Origin of the sequence: Nitrospira sp. (assembly GCA_030692565.1) — a bacterium.
Classification (GTDB): Bacteria; Nitrospirota; Nitrospiria; order Nitrospirales; family Nitrospiraceae; genus Nitrospira_D.
This window is the reverse complement of sequence record JAUYAO010000015.1, coordinates 18,337-39,613: the sequence shown is the minus strand read 5'-3', so window position 1 is coordinate 39,613 and position 21,277 is coordinate 18,337. Positions and strand designations below refer to the sequence as shown.

At 58.5% G+C, this 21,277-nt stretch carries 12 protein-coding genes and 1 tRNA gene; 4 read left to right on the top strand and 9 right to left on the bottom strand.

Annotated features, from left to right (window positions below; genetic code table 11):
* Nucleotides 1-10: 10 nt before the first annotated feature.
* Complete coding sequence (locus tag Q8N04_03880) at nucleotides 11-1,351, bottom strand: MATE family efflux transporter (GenBank protein MDP3089789.1); 1,341 nt, start codon at nucleotides 1,349-1,351, stop codon at nucleotides 11-13.
* A 71-nt stretch (nucleotides 1,352-1,422) separates the two neighbouring features.
* Here Q8N04_03880 and Q8N04_03875 point away from each other — a divergent pair, with 71 nt between their 5' ends.
* Nucleotides 1,423-2,946: a DUF2779 domain-containing protein gene (locus tag Q8N04_03875; GenBank protein ID MDP3089788.1), complete on the top strand. Its 1,524-nt coding sequence runs from the start codon at nucleotides 1,423-1,425 to the stop codon at nucleotides 2,944-2,946.
* Nucleotides 2,947-3,015: 69 nt separating this feature from the next.
* On the opposite strand, the gene Q8N04_03870 is transcribed toward Q8N04_03875, so the two are convergent.
* A tRNA-Ser gene (locus Q8N04_03870) sits at nucleotides 3,016-3,105 on the bottom strand.
* A 373-nt stretch (nucleotides 3,106-3,478) separates the two neighbouring features.
* On the opposite strand from Q8N04_03870, the gene Q8N04_03865 reads away from it, so the two are divergent.
* Genes Q8N04_03865 through Q8N04_03855 form a run of 3 tightly spaced genes read left to right on the top strand, consistent with a single transcriptional unit; the run spans nucleotide 3,479 to nucleotide 15,253 of the window.
* Nucleotides 3,479-12,787, top strand: coding sequence for an amino acid adenylation domain-containing protein (locus Q8N04_03865; GenBank protein ID MDP3089787.1), 9,309 nt, complete (start codon nucleotides 3,479-3,481; stop codon nucleotides 12,785-12,787).
* Nucleotides 12,784-14,418, top strand: a complete 1,635-nt coding sequence (locus Q8N04_03860) for a cyclic peptide export ABC transporter (protein ID MDP3089786.1) — start codon at nucleotides 12,784-12,786, stop codon at nucleotides 14,416-14,418. The genes Q8N04_03865 and Q8N04_03860 overlap by 4 nt, the downstream gene beginning before the upstream one ends.
* 34 nt (nucleotides 14,419-14,452) lie before the next feature.
* Nucleotides 14,453-15,253: a 4'-phosphopantetheinyl transferase superfamily protein gene (locus Q8N04_03855; protein ID MDP3089785.1), complete on the top strand. Its 801-nt coding sequence runs from the start codon at nucleotides 14,453-14,455 to the stop codon at nucleotides 15,251-15,253.
* A 36-nt stretch (nucleotides 15,254-15,289) separates the two neighbouring features.
* Here Q8N04_03855 and tadA read toward each other — a convergent pair whose 3' ends face one another.
* The 7 genes from tadA to Q8N04_03820 form a co-directional block, all read right to left on the bottom strand.
* The gene (gene tadA / locus Q8N04_03850; protein ID MDP3089784.1) at nucleotides 15,290-15,763 is read right to left on the bottom strand and encodes a tRNA adenosine(34) deaminase TadA; all 474 of its coding nucleotides are present in this window, start codon (nucleotides 15,761-15,763) and stop codon (nucleotides 15,290-15,292) included.
* Between the two features lie 85 nt (nucleotides 15,764-15,848).
* Nucleotides 15,849-16,868 (bottom strand): anti-sigma factor, encoded by a 1,020-nt coding sequence (locus tag Q8N04_03845; protein ID MDP3089783.1) that lies wholly within the window; start codon nucleotides 16,866-16,868, stop codon nucleotides 15,849-15,851.
* Complete coding sequence (locus Q8N04_03840; protein ID MDP3089782.1) at nucleotides 16,865-17,470, bottom strand: sigma-70 family RNA polymerase sigma factor; 606 nt, start codon at nucleotides 17,468-17,470, stop codon at nucleotides 16,865-16,867. The genes Q8N04_03845 and Q8N04_03840 overlap by 4 nt, the downstream gene beginning before the upstream one ends.
* A 139-nt stretch (nucleotides 17,471-17,609) precedes the next feature.
* A complete protein-coding gene (locus Q8N04_03835) occupies nucleotides 17,610-18,386 on the bottom strand; it encodes a S26 family signal peptidase (GenBank protein MDP3089781.1) in 777 nt (258 codons plus the stop codon).
* Entirely contained in the window at nucleotides 18,383-19,345 is a 963-nt protein-coding gene (locus Q8N04_03830; GenBank protein ID MDP3089780.1) for a nucleotidyltransferase family protein, read from the bottom strand. The genes Q8N04_03835 and Q8N04_03830 overlap by 4 nt, the downstream gene beginning before the upstream one ends.
* Complete coding sequence (locus Q8N04_03825) at nucleotides 19,314-20,372, bottom strand: radical SAM protein (GenBank protein MDP3089779.1); 1,059 nt, start codon at nucleotides 20,370-20,372, stop codon at nucleotides 19,314-19,316. Before Q8N04_03825 ends, Q8N04_03830 begins: the two co-directional genes overlap by 32 nt.
* Nucleotides 20,372-21,277: a hypothetical protein gene (locus tag Q8N04_03820; GenBank protein MDP3089778.1), complete on the bottom strand. Its 906-nt coding sequence runs from the start codon at nucleotides 21,275-21,277 to the stop codon at nucleotides 20,372-20,374. The genes Q8N04_03825 and Q8N04_03820 overlap by 1 nt, the downstream gene beginning before the upstream one ends.

Sequence of the window (21,277 nt, the reverse complement as noted above, 5' to 3'; positions counted from 1 at the left end):
GGGTGTCAGCTCATGCTATCCGCGTTGTCTTGATGACCCGAATCGCTTTCCACCGTTCCGATCGGTAACGCCAGAGCAGCAACGCCATTCTCACGGTCCAGTCCGCGATCATCGCCAGCCAGACATAGAACACCGAGAGATGGAGCCAGAGGGCAACGATCAATGCCATCGGGACACGTACGCCCCACATGCCCACCATCGTCGCGCCCATGATGAACCGGGTGTCTCCGGCGCCGCGCAGCGACCCGGCGATGACCATCGTGAGCGCGAGGGGGATCTGTAGAAGGGCGACGATCTTCAGGAACACCGTACCGAGTTCGATGACTGCTTCGTCGGTGGTGAAGGCGCGCAGGAGCAGATAGGGAAAGAAGAAGAATACGACGCCCATGCTGGCCATGATGACGATGGCCAGGCGATTGGCTTCCCAGTTTTCCAGCTTCGCTCTGGTGTATTTCCCGGCTCCGATGCTCTGGCCGACCATGGTAGCGGCGGCGATGGCAAATCCATAGCCCGGCAAAAACGACAGCGACTCGATCGAGAGGCCCACCTGATGGGCGGCATAGGACACGGTGCCGTACAGCAGCACGAGTTTCGTATAGATGAGGATGCCCGCTTGCTGCACGATCCGCTCGCCAGAAACCGGCGCGCCGACATGCCACATGGTTCGAATGAGATCGAGTCGGAGGTGTGCGGACGATTTCAAAACAGGGCGACTGCGCCACCAGAGGAAGGCGACGCCGATGGCTTCGGCGATTCCCACGGCAATCGCGGCTCCTTTGACGCCGAGTGCGGGCAGGCCCCAGTATCCGTAGACGAGGGGGTAGGCGATGCCGATGTGCAGCAGATTGACCAGGATCATGGCATACATTGGCGTGCGAGTGTCGCCGGTGCCCTGTAGGATTGAGGACAATACCTGAAGCAGCACGGTGAAGGGGATCACCAGAAAGATGATCGTGGAGTAGGGGATCGCCAGCGCAATGACGCCGGATTCAGCTCCCAACCCCTCCATCGCGAACCGGTTCAGCGTCATCCCCAGTGCCGCCAGCGCGAGTGAGACTGCAATGGAAATTCCGAGAAAGTGGCGGGCCGCTTCTCCGGCGTCCCGATGTCGTTTGGCTCCCCACAGCTGGGCAATGATCACGTTGGAGCCTACCGAGAGGCCCGAGACCAGCGTCGTGGCGATGAACGCCAGGAGTTGCCCCAAGCCGACGGCGGCAATGGGAGTCGCACCGAGTCCCCCTACCAGAAAGACCGCGACGATTCCTTCGGTTCGTTGAAGAAGGCTGCTGACAGTGACCGGCAGGGCCAGGGTGAGCACAGATTTGCGGATGTCGGCGATGCGGAAACCCATGGGCGCCTATCCTACAGAACTGAGGCGATGTCCAGCTAGACAAATACGTCATCGTTCGTTAGGGTCACACGATGACTGAACAAGCCACAGATCTTCCGCAAGACGGCGTGCAGAAAACGCCGCGTTTATCGAAATCCAAATATATCTCAGGCCTCCAATGTCATAAGCGCCTGTATCTCGATATCCATCAGCCCTATCTTGCGACTCCGCCTGACGCGGGGACGCAGGCGATCCTGGATATGGGGACGGAGGTCGGTGAGCTGGCGCGCCGCCGGTTCCCCGGCGGCCGTCTCGTAACAGCCGGGTATCGACAGACCGAGGCGGCGCTTACCCAAACAAACGCGCTGATGGCGGATGAGTCTGTCCCGGCGATTTATGAAGCAGCGATCATGGCCGATGGCGTCCTCGTTCGTGTGGATATTCTGGAGCGGGTGCGAGGCGAAGACGGAGCTTTGGCGGGGTGGCGCTTGATCGAGGTCAAGTCATCCACCAAGGTGAAGGATGTGCACCTGGACGATCTGGCGCTGCAGCGCCACGTGCTCGTGGGGGCAGGCCTCAACATCGTCAGCTGTCATCTCATGCGCATCAATACCGCCTATACCTATGCCGGCGGCGAGGTCGAGTTGAACGAGCTGTTCGCGATCGATGAACTCTCCTCAATTGTCTTGGAGCGGCAAGTGACTGTGCCGGACCGGATAGCCGCGATGAAGACCATGTTACTGTCACCGGCCGCCCCCGTGGTTGATCCGGATCGCCATTGTTTTTCGCCCTATGAATGTCCCTTCTGGGCTCATTGCACGAGTCAGAAGCCTGCGCGGTGGATCTTTCACCTGCCTGGCGCCAAGCAGATCACCAGCCAACTTGCCGAGCGGGGCATCGTGACCATTGATGAGATTCCGGATGGCACGAAGCTTTCTGCCGTCCAGCGCAAGGTCAAAGACAACGTGGAGTGGGTGTCCGAGAAGCTGGAAGCCGCGCTCAAGACCGTGCGGTTTCCCGTCCATCACCTGGATTTTGAGACCGTCATGCTGGCCGTGCCTCGCTTTGCCGGCACGCGCCCCTATCAAGCGCTGCCGGTGCAATGGTCGAATCATATCGAGCAGGCTTCCGGCGAACTCGTGCATCACGAATTCCTCCACACAGAAGGGACTGATCCCCGGAAGTCATTGGCCGAATCCCTTCTGGATTCCCTGGGAGGCAAGGGGAGTATTTGTGTCTATTCCCCGTATGAGAAATCTGTGATCGAGCAACTGGCGGAGTTTCTCCCTGAACTACGAACGGCGCTCAAGGCGTTGGTGAAACGGATTTGGGATCTCCACCCGATTGTCAAAGAGCATTACTACCATCCGGAGTTCGGCGGATCGTACTCGCTGAAGGAGGTGCTGCCGGCACTGGTGCCTTCGTTGCACTATGACGATCTCAACATTCGTGAAGGCGGGCAGGCGGCATCGGAGTACTACAAGATGGTGTTTGTCGAGAGCGACTGGATCGAGCGGGCCAGGATTCAGGAAGCACTGTTAGCCTACTGCAAGCGCGACACGCTCGCGATGGTCGAATTGCGGCGGGTCTTGGGAGAGAAGGTGAAAAAAATATGAAGGTGTTTATCCGCCCGCGTCAATAGCGATAAGACGATACAGAGCGGGCGGGTCGCACGAAGTGCGGTTTGGCGGAGAGGGTGGGATTTGAACCCACGGTCCCCTTGCGAGGACGCCCGCTTTCGAGGCGAGTCCATTCGGCCACTCTGGCACCTCTCCTGGCAACTTGCTGAATTGGGAGGCACCGAAAGACGCGCGCCCCTGACCGATCAAGCTATGGGGGGAGCTTACAGTGAGAGGCATGATATTTCAATGAGTTTTCTCTCATCGTGGACGATCTAACCACGAAATCATCGGGGTAAGAATCACGGTGCCTTGGGAATCTCCAAGTAGGATGAATTGTTCCACTGAATCATGACGTTGCGTGAAGTATCATGGGCCTGTTTTGTGCGCAGAACAGGAAATCTCTTCTGGAATGCAGCGGTCCGTACTATCCTTCCGTAGCGGTAGAAAATTCTTCTGATCCAGCATAGGATTTTCCTATACATTGGGTCATTCGGATTCATTGTTTCCTGCTGTTCTATTTGCCTGCATGAGCGAATCAGTACCTAGTTCAATCCGCACCCTGGTCGAATTATTTGCCTACCGCTGTGAGCAGGCCGGCGGCGGGTTGGCCTATGCCTATCTCAAAGATACTGTTGCGATAGACCGTCAACTTACCTGGGCTGAACTTGCAGGTGAAGTGAACGTGCTTGCAATGGCTCTAGGGGCGCGCGCTGAGCCGGGTACTCGCGCGCTCCTCATTTATCCCCCTGGGCTCGAAGTGGTCGTGGCCTTCTGGGCTTGTATCCAAGCTGGCCTCGTTCCCGTTCCAGCTCCCGCGCCGGATCCCATCAGGCGCAAGCACAGCCTCTCGCGCCTACAGGCCATCCTGGATGATGCGCAAGCCGCGCTCGTTCTGACGACGACTGGCATCCAGACCCTGTGTGCGGAGCAATCCCTCGTGGCCCCGGATCGCCAGGTCCAATGGCTCGCCACTGATCAACCAACGGGTGAGGGGTGGCCGAGCCTGGAACGCCGTTCGCCGATTTCGGATCTAGCCTATTTGCAATATACGTCAGGTTCAACGGCGACACCACGTGGTGTGATGGTCAGTCACCGCAACGTCCTGGCTCAATGTGAAGCCATTCATCAGACAGCAGGAGTCAATGCGGAGAGCCGCTCGTTGTGCTGGCTCCCGTATTTTCACGACTATGGATTGGTGCACGGGATTCTTGCACCCTTATATGGGGGCATTCCGGCGTTCCTCTTATCACCGCTTACATTTCTTCGGCGGCCACTCCGCTGGCTTGAAGCCATCGACCGGTGGGGTATTACGCATAGCGGCGCTCCGAGCTTTGCCTACGATGCTTGTGTAAAGGCCTTTCAAAAACAGCCGGGCTGGTCCGGTGATCTTGCGCGCTGGGCGGTGGCCAGTTGTGGAGCCGAGCCTATTCATCACCGGACCATCAATACGTTCACCCAAGTGTTTGCCCCCCACGGATTCAAGGGGAATGCATTCATGCCGGCATATGGGTTGGCTGAGGCCACCCTGGTGGTGTCCAGCACCGCGCGGGCTGAAGCACCCCATATGATCACGGTGGATTCGGCTGCGCTTGAATCACATCGGGTCGAAGTCCGAAGGCCGGATGATGTGGGCGTACGCGAGCTTGTGGGGTGTGGTCGTCCGCTTCCAGGTTCGCAGGTCATCATCGTCGAACCGGGTAGTGGACTCGAATGTGCCGCCGGCCAAGTCGGAGAGATCTGGGTGTCCAGTCCTAGCGTGGCCTTAGGGTATTGGCGGAGGGCTGAGGCGACCATCGAGGCATTCAACGCTCAGGTTTCCGGTCGGCCTGAGGAGCATTTTCTCCGTACGGGAGACTTGGGGTTCTTCAGTGAGGGGCAGGTCGTCATTACCGGTCGTCTCAAAGATCTGATCATCCTGAACGGGAGGAATATCTATCCTCAAGACTTGGAAGCAGCCGTTGAAGTCTGCCACCCCATGGCACGGAGCGGTGGATGCGTGGCTTTCTCAGTCGAAGTGGACGAGGTCGAGCGCTTGATTATGGTGCTTGAAGTCGATCGCCAACAGGAGCTGCGGGCCGAAGAGGTGGCGACGGCCGTTCGCGTCACTCTGGCGGAACGGTTTGAAGTGCCGGTGTGGGGGGTTGTCCTGGCGCGGCATGGGGCGATTCCAAAGACTTCAAGCGGAAAAGTGCAACGGCAAGCCTGTCGAAAGGCATATCTGGAACAGTCGCTGGCCGTGCTTTCCACACAGATGCTCCCGGCTGAAGAGGCCGTGACTAGTTCGGGGTCGATCGCTGAAGGCTCTCGAAAGGTTCACGACCTGTTGAAGCGCGGCGAAGGGCTTGAAAGTTATGTCCAGCGTGTATTCGCAGAACAGTCAGGGCTCCCCGTCTCCAAAATTGAAGCGGGAATGCCCTTGGTCAATATCGGGTTGGATTCCCTCGGTACCAGCCTGGTCAAGAATCGACTTGAACAGGAGTGTGGGGTTGAACTTTCATTCGGCCAGTTATTTGGCCAGGGGACTGTGCGGGATCTCGCGGCCTATCTTCAGACGGCTCTCTCGGAGGCCGCTTTCGGGCCAGAGCGGAGCTCGCGTGGCCAGGCCGGCGGGCCGGAATCTGAGGGGAGAGGCCTCCAGGCAGAGGACGGGGAAGTGGGTCGGTCTCCGCTTTCCTGCAGTCAAGAGCGGTTATGGTTTTTGGAGCAAGTACAGCCTGGCAGCGCGTTGAATCACATTTCCATCGGGATGAGGCTGTCCGGACAGTTAGATCTTACTGCCTTCGATGCCAGCATCCAGGAGCTTGTACAGCGGCATGACATATTGAGGATGGGGTTTGCCTCAGTTGGGGAGCTTCCCTATCAGGCGACTGCGACCAAAGCCGTCGCGAAGGTCACCCGGGCCTCCTTGCGCGATCTCTCTCCCTCAAACCGTGACGCAGAAATCCGCCGGAGGATTCGGGAAGAAGTCCTTGTTCCATTTGACTTGGGATGCCCTCCCTTGCTCAGAGCATTTCTTCTTGAGATAGAAGATAGGGAGCACCTCTGCATCCTAACCGTTCATCGCCTTGTCTCGGATGGGTGGTCCTTGCGGTTGCTGTGCCGGGAACTTACGCAACAGTACAGGTCGCGACCTAAAGATCCGGCGATGATTCCCGCGCATTCGCCGCGATCGTATCTTGAATTCAGCCAATGGCAGAGGAACCAGTTGGAGAGTGAACGATACGTCGCTCAGCTGGGATACTGGCAGCGCCAGTTGGACCGCATGCCATCTGTACTGGACCTGCCTGCTGACCGCCCGCGCCCGCGTGTGCCGTTGTTCCAGGGAGGATCAAGAATCCGCGCGCTTCCCGAATCGATGGTGGCTGACCTGGGAGCGTTCTGCAGCCGGCAGGGCACGACCAAATTCATGGCGGTCTATTCCGCGTTGTGCGCCTGGCTCCAACGCGCCACCCGGACGACCGATATCGTCGTCGGGACGGTAGTGGCGAATCGGAGTCAATCGCACTGGCAGGATGTGGTGGGGTATTTCGCCAATACCGTGGCCTTGCGCATGGACCTCTCCGATGTCGATACGGGAGAGCAGCTCCTCCGTCGCGCTCGGCAGACCGTATGCGATGCCTACGATCATCAAGATGTTCCGTTCGAACGAGTGATCGGTGCGCTCAAGGGACGAAGGGCTGCAGACTCGCCGCATGTGTTCAATGTCATGATCGTGTGGGAGGACGATCCTCTCAGCGAGTTGCATCTCGAGGGATTGTCGGTCAGACACGTCCCGCTTGATGATGTGGCGGTCGAGCTTGATCTCACGCTATTGGTCGTCAATGGGATCGAGGGGCTTGAGCTGGTGATGCTCTATGACCGAGCATTGTTCGACGGTGGAACGGTCGATCGCATGCTTGCCCAAATCGAAATGATCCTGTACGGCCTGATTGCAAACCCCGCTTCGCGGCTGCTCGATCTCCCGCTGCTGACGCAAGACGAACGACGGCAGCTCTTGGTCGAGTGGAACCGGACTACGGTCGACGTGCAGCAGGCCACGTCCATCCTGCCGATGATCGAGGCTCGCATCAAGCAAGCTCCCGAAAGGACGGCGGTGGTGTGCGGAGAAGACCGGCTGTCCTATCGCGAGCTCGTCGTGCGTGTAGATCAGCTTGCCAGTGCGGTGTATGCAGTCACGGGAGGAAGAAACGTCCGGGTAGGGTTGTGCGTCGATCGATCGGTCTCAAGTCTCATCGGGATTCTTGGTATTCTGAAGTCCGGCGCCGCCTATGTGCCCTTGGATGCCAGTGCGCCGGAGCAGCGGCAGAGATTGATTCTCGAGGATGCCGGTGTCGCGCTCCTGGTGACGCAGCGGCATCTGCGGGCTACGCTTCCATACGGTGGTGGGCCGGTTATAGAATTGGAGTCGCTCGCAGGAGAAGCTCAGCGTCACGATGCACACGTGGCATGGCCGCGATTGGGGATCGACCATGCCGCCTATGTGATCTACACCTCTGGGTCGACGGGTCGGCCCAAGGGCGTAGAGATTACGCACGGGGCGCTCCTGCATTCCCTTCTGGCACGACTGCAGTATTATCAAGATCCCGTCGAGTGTTGCCTCCTGACCTTTCCGATTGCGTTTGACGGGTCCGTGACGAGCATGTTCTGGACGCTGCTCCACGCTGGGACTCTCGTTATTCCAACGGAAGACAATTATCGAGATCCGCTTCAAATCGGTGCGCTGATCTCCCGGCATCAGGTGTCTCACATTGTGCTCGTGCCGTCGTTATACGAGGCGATGCTGCGTGACGTGGCAGCAGCCACACTGCAGTCACTCCGGGTGGTGGTGTCCGCCGGAGAAAGTCTCCCGGTATTGCTGGTGCGGCGGCACTATGAACGGCTTCAGGAGGCGGCGCTGTATAACGAGTATGGGCCGACGGAAGCGACGGTGTGGTCGACTGTGTACCAGACGACTGGAACCGAGTTGGGAGGGCGCATTCCAATAGGAAAGCCCATCGCCGGCGCCGCCATCTATTTGCTTGATGAAGGGTTGTCCCCGGTTCCTGTCGGGGTGGTGGGAGAGATTGTGATCGGCGGGGCTAGTTTGGCACGAGGGTATCTGAATCTTCCGGAACTGACGAGTGCCAAGTTTCTTTCGAATCCGTTTGTGCCGGGAGCCCGTTTCTACAAGACGGGTGATCTTGGGCTGATGCGTCAGGACGGGAATATCGAATATGTCGGGCGTGCGGACAGCCAGGTGAAAGTGCGGGGGTATCGGATTGAGCTTGGGGACATCGAATCTGCCCTGAGCGGATTACCGGGTGTCCGCGCCGCTGCCGTGGTGGTACGAGAGGACATGACGACAGGGCCAAGCCTCATTGCCTTTGTGATGTCCGATCAGGTGCCGGGATCAACGAGTCCCTATCTTCATGAGCTTCTCAAGCGGACACTTCCCTCCTACATGGTTCCTGCCGCCGTGTTTGTAGTCGATGCCATTCCGTACCTACCCAATGGCAAAGTTGATCGTCTGGCTCTTCAACAACATATGCTGGGCGAGAACCGGAGCGAAACAGCCTCCGTTCGGGCCCGCGATCCGATTGAACAGGGCCTGCTTGAGATTTGGCGGGAGGTGCTGGGAGAGCAGACGATCGACATCCATCGAAACTTCTTTGCCATGGGCGGCCATTCTCTCTTGGCCACACAGATCATCTCGCGCATTCGTGAAGTGTTCCGCGTGGAGCTTCCGTTGCGCTCGATGTTCGAGTCACCAACGATTGCCGGTGTCGCCGAGTTGATTCGAGTGGAACAGCATCGAGGGAATGCTCCGTCACCATTGCCGCCGATCGTGCCGGTCTCGCGTGACGGGTCGTTGCCGCTGTCATTCTCCCAGCAGCGCATGTGGTTTGTTCAACAATTGGCGCCGGAGGCGACCGCGTACAATCTCCTCTTCGTCTCTCGACATAAGGGAGGGATGAGTGTACCGGTGGTTCGGCAGGTCGTGAATTTGCTCTCCCAACGCCACGAAGCGTTTCGAACAACCTTTGCGATGACCGGGGCCGGGTTGGAGCAACGAATTGCGTCCTGGGAGTCTCCTCACCTGGTTGAAATCGACCTCCGCAGAATTCCAGCGGATCAACGCGAGGGAGAAGCCCGACGAATTGCCGAACAGGAAGGCGCTCGCCCGTTTGATCTCGAGAAAGGGCCGCTCGCGAGAATCTCGCTGATCACTCTCGATCAAGAAGATCATCTGATTGTCCTCAATCTTCATCATATTGTCGGGGATCAATGGTCCTTTGGAATCCTCGGACGCGATTTCGCCGCATACTATAATGCGTTGTGTCAGGGGCAACCGTTGCCCGAAATGACCTTGCCCATCCAATACGCGGACTACGCGGTGTGGCAGCGCCGGTGTATGACGGATGCAGTGTTAGCGGCTCAAGAACAGTACTGGACAAAAACGCTGGAGCATCTACCTATCCTGCACCTTCCGACAGATTTTCCTCGTCCGGCCGTCCAAACCTTCGAGGGAGGGTTGTGCGCGGTAGATATTCCGGATTCCGTGATCCAGCGACTCAAACAGTTCAGTGCCGAACAACACGTGACTCCTTTTATGACGATGTTAGCCTGCTTCCAGCTGCTCTTGAGCCGCTATACGGGACAGGTGGACCTGGCCGTCGGCTGTCCGATTGCAAACCGGACGCATATGCTGATGGAGCAGTTGATTGGAACGTTCGTCAATACCTTGGCGTTACGAGTCGATGTCAGCGGCAATCCTTCGTTTGAAGGTTTTCTAGAGCGTGTCAAGAATGCCGCGTTGGGTGCGTTTGCCAACCAGGACTATCCCTTCGACAAACTGGTGGAAAGTCTTCAGATCGAACGTGATGCGAGTATGGCCCCGTTGGTCCAGGTGTTATTCAACATGGCCAATGCGCCGATTGGAGATATTCAACTCTATGGGTTGGAGTGGGAGCCATTCGAGGTCGAGCCTGGCTCTGCCCAGTTCGATTTGAGTCTGTCTATCGAATTGGAAGTCGCGAAGAAGGCGTACTTCACCTTCAATTCAGCGCTATTCGTGCGCGAGACTGTTGAGCGCTTTGCCGGACATTATCTGGCGTTGATCGAGAGTGCGATGTCGAACCCGCAGGCTCGAGTGTCCGAGCTGAAAATGCTTGGGGAGACAGAGCGGTCACGCATCCTGTATGAGTGGAATCGGACGACGGCTGAGTATCCACACACGGACTGTCTGCCGGAGCATATTGAAATACAGGCTGAGGACCATCCTGAAGCCGTTGCTGTTTCGATGGATAAGCGCGTTCTCACGTATCGTCAGCTCAACGGGAAGGCGAACCAGTTGGCGCGAGCCTTGCGGGCAATCGGCGTCTCTCCGGGGGTGGCTGTCGGCGTGTGTCTGGAGCGGTCAGTGGATATGGTTCCGGTGTTGCTCGCGGTGATGAAGGCGGGAGGGTGTTATGTCCCGCTGGATCCGGATTATCCGCGCGATCGCGTCAGGTTTATGGTGGAAGACTCCGGAGCCCCGCTCGTCATCACGACTAGCCCGTTAGCCGATCGTTTCAGTGGTCAATCGTGTCGTACCTGGTGCCTTGATCGCGAGGGGCACGTCTTTTCTCCAGACGATGAGCATAACCTGCCGTCCTCGGCCTCAGCCGATGATCTTGCCTACATACTCTATACCTCAGGATCGACCGGGCAACCGAAGGGTGTGGAAATCCGGCATCGTTCACTGATGAATTTCCTGTGGTCCATGAAGCGCCAGCCGGGCTGTACTCGGGAAGACATCATTCTCTCCGTCACGACTCTGTCGTTCGACATCGCGGGGTTGGAACTCTATCTGCCACTCCTTGTCGGAGGGCGGGTTGAGATTGTCAGTCGAGCGGTCGCAACTGACGGACATAAGCTTCGTGACACCCTCGAACGAGTGCAGCCGACCATCATGCAGGCGACTCCCGCAACCTGGCGGCTTCTTCTTGAGGCGGGATGGACCGGGAGTCCGTCGTTGACCGCTCTCTGTGGAGGCGAGGCGCTCCCGCAGGATCTTGCGATCGCGTTGCGTGACCGAACCAAGGCGCTCTGGAACATGTATGGTCCGACGGAAACGACGATCTGGTCGACCGTCGAGCGAATCAGCTCGGATATTCCGGAAATCACCATTGGTCGTCCGATCGCGAATACGGAGGTGTATGTGCTTGATCCCTATTTACAGCCGGTCCCGGTCGGTGTAGCCGGAGAGATCTATATCGGAGGGGATGGGGTGGCGCGGGGATATCATGGCCGCGCGGACCTCACGGCAGACAGATTTATCCCTCACCCGTTCTCACTTCATCCCGCTGCCAAGCTCTATCGGACCGGTGATCTCGGACGCTATCGAACCGATGGGAAAATTGTCCATCTGGGCCGGATCGATCACCAGGTCAAGATCCGAGGATTCCGTATCGAGCTTGGCGAAATCGAGGCCATCCTCAGTCGCCACACCAAGATCAAGCAAGCGGTTGTAACGGCACGGGACGATCAGCACGGCCTGAAGCAGTTGGCGGCGTACCTGGTATTGCAGGAAGGGCAGGAGGCCGGAGCGGAAGAACTGCGTTCCTTCCTACGGGCGGTGCTGCCGGAGTATATGGTGCCGTCCTTCTTTGTGTTTCTTGACGCGTTCCCTTTGACGGCCAATAAGAAAATTGATGTGCGTGCCTTGCCTCCGCCGGAGATGACGAGCCATACGGCCGGTCAGCCCTATGTCGGGCCTCGAAATGGAATGGAGGTCCAGCTGACGGCGTTGTGGCAACAGGTTCTTGGGATGCAGGACATCGGAATTCACGACAATTTCTTTGATCTCGGCGGACATTCACTTAAGGCCGCGCAGCTGTTTTATCAGCTGGAACTCGTATTTGGAAAACAGCTTCCCTTGGCCACGTTGTTTCAAGCTCCCACGATAGCCGAGCTTGCGTCTGTGTTGACCAAAGCGAGTTGGGTTCCCCCGTGGCAGTCTCTGGTCGCGATACAGCCTAGCGGAACCGGAGTGCCGTTGTTTATGGTGCCGGGTGTTGGAGGAAACGTGCTGGTCTTTGCCAAGCTGGCACGTCTTCTCGGGACGGACCAGCCGCTCTACGGACTGCAGGCGAGAGGGCTCGATGGTAAGGAAACGCCGTTCATCTCGGTGTCGGAGATGGCCGCTCACTATGTGCAGGAAGTGCGGCGCATGTATCCTGAGGGACCGTATCTGATCGGGGGCGTCTGTACCGGAGGGCTGATTGGCTATGAAATGGCCAGGCAGCTCACAGCGCTGGGTTGCCAGGTCACTCTTTTCATGATGGACACGTGGCATCCTGATTCTTACCGCAGGTATAAGCATCGTCTGGTCGCGAAAGCCTTCATGTCCATGATCGTGCTGGGCAAGATTGTCGGAGATATCCGAAGCATCTCGCGGCTACCGATGAACGAGTGGTGGGTGACTCTTACACGCAAGACTCAGGTCGCGCTGTCTTTATTTTCACAGTCCCTCACGGATCATATCCAGGACAGGGATTTCCAAGTGCAGCGCCTGACGGAGGCCACGCTCCTCGCAGTGGCCCGGTATCATGTGGAGCCGACTTCTGCGGAGGTTGTGAATGTGGTGGCTTCCAATCGGCATGTCGAGGATGTCATTCCGGACACTCGGCATCGCTGGCAGGAGCTAGGGGCGAGGTCGAGTTGCACCGTGCATATTCCAGCCGAGGATTCAGGCCGTCTATTCGTGTCGCCGTTTGTTGAAGAACTGGCCGGCCATTTGCAGAATTACCTCCAGACGAGTCCGGAGCGTGCCGTAGGAGTTGGAACTCCGGCTCGCAACAATCAGTCCGCATGAACATCCGCCTCCCAGGGTTCGTCTCGTTTCTGTTCCAGCGCTCACGTTCCGTGATGGCCGCCATGGTCAGTGTGGGTGTGTTGTCCGGACTCTGCAGCGCGGGCGTGCTGGCCTTGATCAATCGAGTCCTGCAACAGCGGCATGATCAGGAAGCTCTCCTGGCGTTCGGGTTTGTCGCAGTCGTTGCAGGGAAGCTCGCCACTCAGATTGTGTCGCAATTGACCCTGGCGCGCTTTGCTCAAGACACGACCCTCGACCTCTCCCTGACGCTCTGTGAGAAGATTCTCACCTCTCCGTATCGACGCACTGAGGCGTACGGTCATGCGAATATTCTGGTCACCCTGACTGACGACGTGAGCATGCTCGCGTGGTCGATCCAATGTTTGCCGCAATTGGCGATGAATGTGGCTATTGTCCTCGGGTGCGGGGTCTATCTTCTCTGGTTGTCTTGGCCGACGTTTCTGCTCGTCGTGACGGCCACATTGCTGGGGGCGTGGGGATATCATTGGTTGCATACCAGGGCCTTTTCGACCATCTACTCATCCCGTGAGGCCAGAGCTCAGCTATTCAGACATTTCCGGTCTTTGACGGAAGGGATCAAGGAGTTGACCCTTCACAGGCAAAGGCGCAAAGAGTTTATTGATCAGGAGCTCCACGGAGCGGCCGATCTGTACCGGCGAACCAGTATCGATGCCTCCAGACAATATGCGATTGCCGAGGCCTGGTCCCATTTCGCCTTTTATTCCATGATCGGCGTCATTCTTTTTGTATTTCCCTTGCTGTTTCCACTTTCGACGGAGTCATTGATCGGGTATGTCGTGGTATTGCTGTACATGATGTCTCCCATTTGGGGAATCATCGGTATCTTGCCGACCGTTGAACGGGGGCAGGTCGCGTTTGAGAATATTCAAAGATTGGGCGTGTCCTTGGACACATCCGCTGAGAGCCGCCACAGCGTCGTTCCACTGGTGACGGCAGGAAAGATGGAGTCCCTGACATTAGAGTCAGTCACGTTTCAATATGCGACAGACAGTCGGGGCAACGACCCATTTTCACTCGGTCCCATCAGCCTGAAGCTGTGTCCCGGGGAATTGTCGTTTGTGATCGGGGGAAATGGCAGCGGGAAGTCGACGTTCGTCAAGCTGCTTGCCGGCTTGTATGTTCCGCACTCGGGCGAGGTGTCCTTAAATAGGATCTTGATCTCGGATGCCAACCGCGACTGGTATCGCGAGCATTTCTCGGTGGTGTTTTCTGATTTTCACTTATTTGAGAAACTGTTAGGCATTGAGGAAGAGCGAATTCGGACATCGGCGGCCGCGTATCTCTCCAGCTTGCAGCTTGACCACAAGGTGGAGGTAAGAGAGCGCAAATTCTCGACAATCGATTTATCCCAGGGCCAGCGAAAACGCCTGGCTCTGCTGACGGCCTATCTGGAAGACCGGCCGGTGTATGTGTTCGATGAGTGGGCGGCCGATCAGGATCCGCAGTACAAGGACGTCTTTTATATGAAGCTATTGCCGGAACTTCGTGCGAGAGGGAAGAGTGTGGTGGTCATTACGCATGATGACCGGTATTTCCATCTCGGCGATCGGGTCATTAAGCTGGAGAACGGGAAAGTCGTATCCTCCTGACATCTGTCGGTGGGGTGTGACTCTGAAAAACAAGATGAGCCCACGATCGGTCAGGATGCAGGCGAGTGTCAGCGTGGAATTCTCCCCGATTCGAGACCTGTTCACGGCGCCTGTCGCACGCTGTCGGTCGCTTCCTGCCGCGACGATCGATCTCTGGCCACTGGCTCTAGCCGGTGAGGGTATCGAGTACGATCGGTGTCTGGATTGGCTTGACCAACAGGAACGTGCAAGGGCTGCCAGATTTCTTCGACGGCAGGACCGCGAGCGGTATGTGCTGGCTCACGGAGGGTTGCGGTTCATCTTAGGGCTCTATCTCGGCCTCGACCCGGCCCGCATCGAGTTCGGTTCGACTCCCACTGGAAAGCCGACATTAGGAGGTCTCCGGCGGGAGAGTGCAATATTGAGCTTCAATCTCTCGCATGCGCATGGGAAAGCCATGGTCGCGGTCGCGCAGGGTCAAGATGTTGGGGTAGATCTGGAAATGATCAGGGAGGACGTAGAAGTGCTCAAGCTGGCTGAGCGATTCTTCTCCGAGCGCGAGCACCTGCTCTTGCAATCCACTGTATCCGAATCACGCAGTTCGGAGTTCTTTCACTACTGGGTTGCGAAAGAAGCAGTCCTGAAAGCCGAAGGGGTAGGATTAGCCTCGCTGCAGGCTTGTGAAATCGACTGGTCAAAGGGATCGGATCGCGACGGAGTGCCCGTGCGACTCGCAGGACAGTCACAAGTACCCTGGGTCGTGAAGACCCTGGATTGCGGACCCGGATGGGTCGGTGCGGTTGCAGCGCAAGGATTCGATTGGGCGATCAATCCCTGCGCAACGCGCAACGGATGAACCTCAGGAAACAGCCGGGCAGCCGGACAAAATGAGTTAGGGAGTCTCGCGGCGTCGTTGCCGAAAAAACTCTCGCAGTAAGGCCTGACTTTCAATTTCGCACAGCCCTCCCGTCACAGTGACCCGGTGGTTCAGCCGGGGTTCCGCCGGAATATCCATCAGCGAGCCGCAGGCGCCGGCCTTGGGGTCCCAGGCGCCGAACACAGTCCTGGCAATGCGTGACTGGACAATGGCGCCCGCGCACATCGGACAGGGTTCCAGGGTGACATAGAGTGTGCAGTCGATCAGCCGCCAGGTCCCCAGTTTTTCCGCCGCTTCTTGAATGACCAGGATCTCCGCATGCGCCGTCGGGTCCTGCCTTGTTTCACGGAGATTATGGGCCAACGCCAGCACCTGTCCGGCATGGACCAGCAGCGCGGCAATTGGCACTTCTCCTAGTGCAGGAGCCTGCGCCGCCTGATTCAGCGCCATGCGCATGAATGTTTCGTCCTGTGCGGGGTCGATCGTCATGAGTGTATGGCTTCCATCTGCGCAGTCGTTTGTCGACGCTCAAGGCCTGGGTGGTGCAGTTGGTCGGGCGGTGTGACGGGCGTCTTTACGACTGGCTGACCAGATAGATCGGACCGGTCGGCGTGGGTCGGCCCCCTGAAGGCTCAAGGCTGACGGCAAACTTTTTGGTCTTGGAGAATTCCGGGACCCGGCTGACCAGGAGATGCGCAGTTTCACCGCTGTCCATATGGAAGGTTCCCACGCTGACCGGCTTGTCATTGATGGCCCAGAGTTGATACGTGGTGCCGTTGGGGCATTCCGGAAGATTCATGGCGTAGAGCCAGGCCTTCTTGGTCCGGGCATCGTAGACGAGCATGCCGGACGCTTGCTTGGCCATGTCTGATCCATTGAGTGAGACGGCTTTTGCGTTCGGAACGCGGAGTAGGGCGGCGAGCTCATCTTCCGGTTCACGGTTGGCAGGCGGCACTCCCCCGCGCGCAGCAAATTGGAACTTCAGATCTTCGAGCTCCGCCTCGCGTTGAATGAGCTGATCCTTCAGTTCTGTTGAGTCGGTTGTGCGTTGCTGCAACTCTTCCTTCATTTGAACGATCGTGCGCTCCCGCTCGTCCAGTTGCTGCTGGAGCGCGGCGACCTTCTTCGTCTGGTCATCCGAAGCCGCTTGGAGCTGCTGGACAACGGCGGTGCCGGTGACGTTTTGCGTGTAGGAGGTCCAGGCGAGGTAGCCTCCGATGGAGAGAATGGCCAATGCGGCGAAGCTTAAGGCCCACCCAAACGATCTCGGCGCGGTTGCGGATTCCGGAGGGAAGAGATGGTTCATCCATTCGCCCGGTTCCAGGCTTGGCTTCACGTCGACCTTGTCTTGAGCATCTTCGGCGATGGCGGTCGGCGTCCGCGCGGCCATGATTTTTGCTTTCAGGGCCCGCGGAGCCGGCGTCGAACTCAATCCGAACGGCAGAATGGCCGCTACCGACTGGAATTCCTTGAGCGCCGTATGGCACGAGACGCAACCCGAGAGCAGATGGGCTTCGAGCGCCTGCCGCTCGGAGCGTTCGAGCGCGCCGGCAGCATACAGCGGGACGGCTTCTTCGAGTTCTTCGTGGGTCATACGTGTTCACCCTGTTCCCAACAGCGCCGGAGCGACTCCCGGAGCTTGGACATGCCCAGCTTGATTCTGGTCTTTACCGTGCCGAGCGGCTGATTCAGACGGGCTGCGATTTCTGCGTGGGACAGCCCTTCGTAGTAGGCCAATTCCAGCGCATGTTGTTGGGCTTGCGGGAGCGCCGCCAGCGCGCCTCCCACCAAAGTTCGAATTTCCTGATCAGCTTGGGCGTCAAAAGGGTTGGGACCTCGATCGGCGATCTGGGAGGCCGATGAGCTGTCCAGAGATTCCGTCGACTTATTCAGGCCCCGGGAGGCCCGGGCCCGGAGTCGATCGATGGCCCGGCTCCGCGTCAGCGTGACCAGCCAGGCTACAGGGGTTCCCCGTCCGACATCGTAGCGGGAGACTTTGCGCCAGACCTCCAGGTAGACATCCTGGAGGAGTTCAGCCGCTTCATCGCGATTGCCGAGAATGCGCAGTGCCATCGTATACAAGAGCGTACTGGATTGATCGTAGAGCTGACTGAATGCCTGGTGGTCTCCCTTGACCACCCGGGCCAGCAGCTTTGGGTCAATGTTTGAGGCGGCGTGTTGCGACGAGGGGTCCATAGTGGATCAGTTGGCTAACAACATTCTGACGTCGGTCTGAAACACGCCCCAACTATAACACTCTACGGAGCGATCGGGCAAAAGGATGTGTGATTCAACTCTGCAAAATTGAAAGTGATTACCGGGAGGATGGTTGCCGTCAGGAGCCCAACTGATGCCGCAGCGCCTCTCGGAGGGTGAACTCCAGCCTGGTGCCGGCCAGGATGGGCCGAATGTCCAGTCTTTCCGTGGATTGGTGAAAGGTTCCCAGCCGAATCGGGCCAAGGCGAATTCCGAGGATCATCCTCGGATCGGGCCGACCGTCCTGAATTGATGGGGGTTCCGTTGGATTGGGTGCAAGGGCCTCGTGGAGCGACTGTACCGGGCTTGCCGTCATGCGTTCAACGGAGGTCCATCGGACCGTCTGGCTGGCCAAGAACTCTCCGAGCCAGGAGTGCTGTAACCCCAGTCGAATCAGGCGGCGGGCTCCTCGTCGACTGCGATCCAGAATGGTTACGCTCAGGTGGTCGATGATGCGGCGCCACGGCGGCGGAGGGGGCAGTGTTGCCAGATCTGCCATGAGGACGCGGGTCGATCCACGCACCACCGCGACGACGATGCCGAGCACATCTCTGAGCATCACCGGTTCCGGAGCCCCGGAATTGGCATCGCCTTTTGTGAGCAGGACTTGCTCTTGCCGTGCGACCAGCCTGTGGCAGACCAGTCCGAACGGTCTCCGGAAGACCACTAAGTCACCCACATGGAGCGGCTCAGCCGGACCCAGTTCAAGGCGATCGCCTTTGCAGAGTGTGGGATACATGCTCCAAGACGCCACACGAGGGATCAGCAGATGTTGCAACGCCGTTCCCTGGCAGTTCTCAGGGAGTGCGCTGCCGGCAAAGCGGGTTGCGGTGCGCGGCGTGAGGGTGACGATCATGCGGGGCTCCGCATGGGCGATCGGAGGAGACGCCGAACAATTGCGGTTGCCAGGGTGAGTAGGGCCCAGGTCAGGCTGATCAGGCGGCGGCAGCGGGTGATGAGGGGTGTGCGCGTCGCGGCGGCTCCATAGCGGTATCCGAGAAACGTCTTGGACGGCAAGAAGGTCTGGCGCAGGTCGCGCCATTTGCTTCCCGCCGGCCTGGTCAGCCAGATCAGGAAATGACCGAGTTCGGGGATAGGCTGTGTGGTAACCAGACGTTGGAGCAGCCAATAGAGGACTCTGTCAGAGCCTCCGCCTGGGGCCAGGGATTGGAGAAAAGATTCCGGAATGGGAAGCGTCGGCATGCGGTGACGAAGGTACGTGAGCCCATAGAGCAACGGGATCGAGAGCGAGTACTGTCTGGCCTTGCGGGTGACGGCCGTCCACTCGAGTGCTTCGCGTGAGAGCAGCAAGCGAATGTCCTGCTCCCATCCCGGGGTGAACGCACCGCGATGAATGACCGCATAGGCGATCAGATGGATCAGGAGATCATCGGCGGCGAGCAGAGAGACTCTTCGCGGGTGGAGGGTATGCGGTCTGGCGGTGGCCCATAACTCGGCCAGGCTCTGGTCGTCGAGATACCAGAGCCTGGTGACGATATCGAAGGCGAGTCCCTTCCCTGGAGACGCATAGCAGGGATTTCCATCGATCTGTTTGCTATAGCCTGCCGCTGTCAGGATCTTATCAAGCGACACAAGGTCCGTCTCATGGACGAGCAGATCGATGTCTGACAGTGGCCGCGTCCCACGGATTCCGTAACACCTGACCAGGACATCGAGCCCTTTGAGGACCAGAAAGGGAATGTGTGCTTGTTCCAGGAGCGTGGCGAAGGCATGGAACTGTTCGAACACAGCGGCATTGCCGGCGCTCACGCGGGAGTAGGCGTCAGCGAGATCGTCGAGGGTCGAGGAGGGCATGGGTATGATGCTCCAGTGTGGCCCACTCTTTGAAGTGCGGAAGGCAGGCACTCATATCGCCGGTCTCCAGCCAGGCATCGCTGCGGCCCTGGCGGCAGAATCGATTGACGTCGCACGTCGGACATGCGTACCGGGTATTGGGCTGCGCCCGGTCGACGGTCTCTTTGAGGATGGCCCATCCTTCGCGCAAGGTGCCGGTTCGCAAATCATACTTGGGTGTCGGAAAGGCCACGCAGAGATTCATCTCCCCGTAGGGCGTCACGGCAAAGCGACTGCGGCCGCAGGCGCAGGAAATGAAGGGTTCATTGGCGGCGCAGGCGTCAGGAGCTAGATCCGGCGACGCTTTCCCCAGTTTCCGAAGGTCGAGTTCAGTTTTCCGATCAGGAGACAGCCGATAGGACAGCGGCGCGGCGTCGCCATCGGTTCGGGGGTGGATGTCGAGGCTGTATTGAAACTTGAATCCTCGGGATTCCACGAGAGCCTGGCAGGCATCGACTTCCGTCCAATTGACCGTGGTCACGGGCATCCGGACGGTTACCGGGAACGGACAGGCTTTCAGCGTATCGAGCCCGTGAAGAAAATGGGCGAAAGAGCCGCCCACTCCGGTCATCGATTCATAGGTGGTCATCGTCGCGCCGTAGATGGATACGAACGCATGGGCGATGGGCACCTCTGTGAGGAGCGACGCAAACGCCGGAGTCATGCGGGTGGCGTTCGTCAACAACCAGATCAGCAGACCGGCCTGGCGCGCGTGGCGAAGGATCGGTTCGATGTCGGGCCGTAGCGACGGTTCGCCTCCGCTAAGGCTGACGGTTAGCACGCCTAGCTCGGCCATCTGAGTGAGGATGGTGCAGACCTCGGCGGTCGTCAGTTCATGGGGCAAGGCTCGATGAGTCGGATTGAAACAATGGACACAGCGAAGATTGCAGCCATAGGTCAGCTCGAAAGCGGCGCTGTCCGGTCGGCGGTCTTGCCCGGAGCGGGCTGAGATGGAGTCGAGAAAAGTTTGGGCGTCGAGGTGTCGCATTATACGGTCGTGAGCGGGGTCGTCCGCTGATGATCCATGATCGCATCGACGACATTCGGATGCTTGAGACACGCGAGCCCGACGCACGGAATCTGTCGTGTCAGAGCGATCAGGCTGTCCACGGTTGCGTCCATGGCGGTGCGATCCCAATAGGGGAGAAACGTTTGTTGGAGGAGAAACGCGACGATGCGCGAATGCGGGAGGGGCTCGAAGCGATGCCGGTCCTGTCCATGGCGGATACAGAAGAGCCGGAATAGCGGGGCTGAGGCATTGGCGGCAAACTCTCCCGAGCCGATCCAGGGTGTGCCATACAGCATGACCGAGGAATGGGTTCGGCGCACAATCATGCGCTCATCGCTGAAGACTCGGGCGCCCCGTTCGGCAAACCATCCGGCCAGCGTCGACTTACCGGTTCCTGATGCGCCGGTAAAGACGAACCCAGTCTCCTGGTAGGCCAATCCTGAAGCGTGAAGCAGGATGCCTCCATCCCGCGCCAGGAGAGACAGCAGAGAGACTTCGAGAATCGGATTGAAAAGCTGCATGGGCGACCAGCCCACTTGCCCGTTCTGGAAATCCGGCAATACCCAGACCTCCACATGCCGGTAATCCGGCGACAACCGCGCGCGCGCCCGTGAGGCGCCGGTTTTCGGACTGAGGCTATCGAGGACGAGATGGTCGCCAGACTCAAAGAGTTTCCAGTGTCCGTGATCCGAATCGAATCGCAAGCGGTCCGTCGGAAGGTCAGGGAGAGGTGAGGCTACCGCGACCTCAACCGCGATATCGGCTGGACTGTGCTTGTCCACCAGAAATGCATCGAAGGGACGAAGCGGCCACAGGAGAACGGGGTGGTCTCGGGGTTCATTGACCGTGATGCGGTATCCGCCGATCTCAAGGGTAAAGCGCAT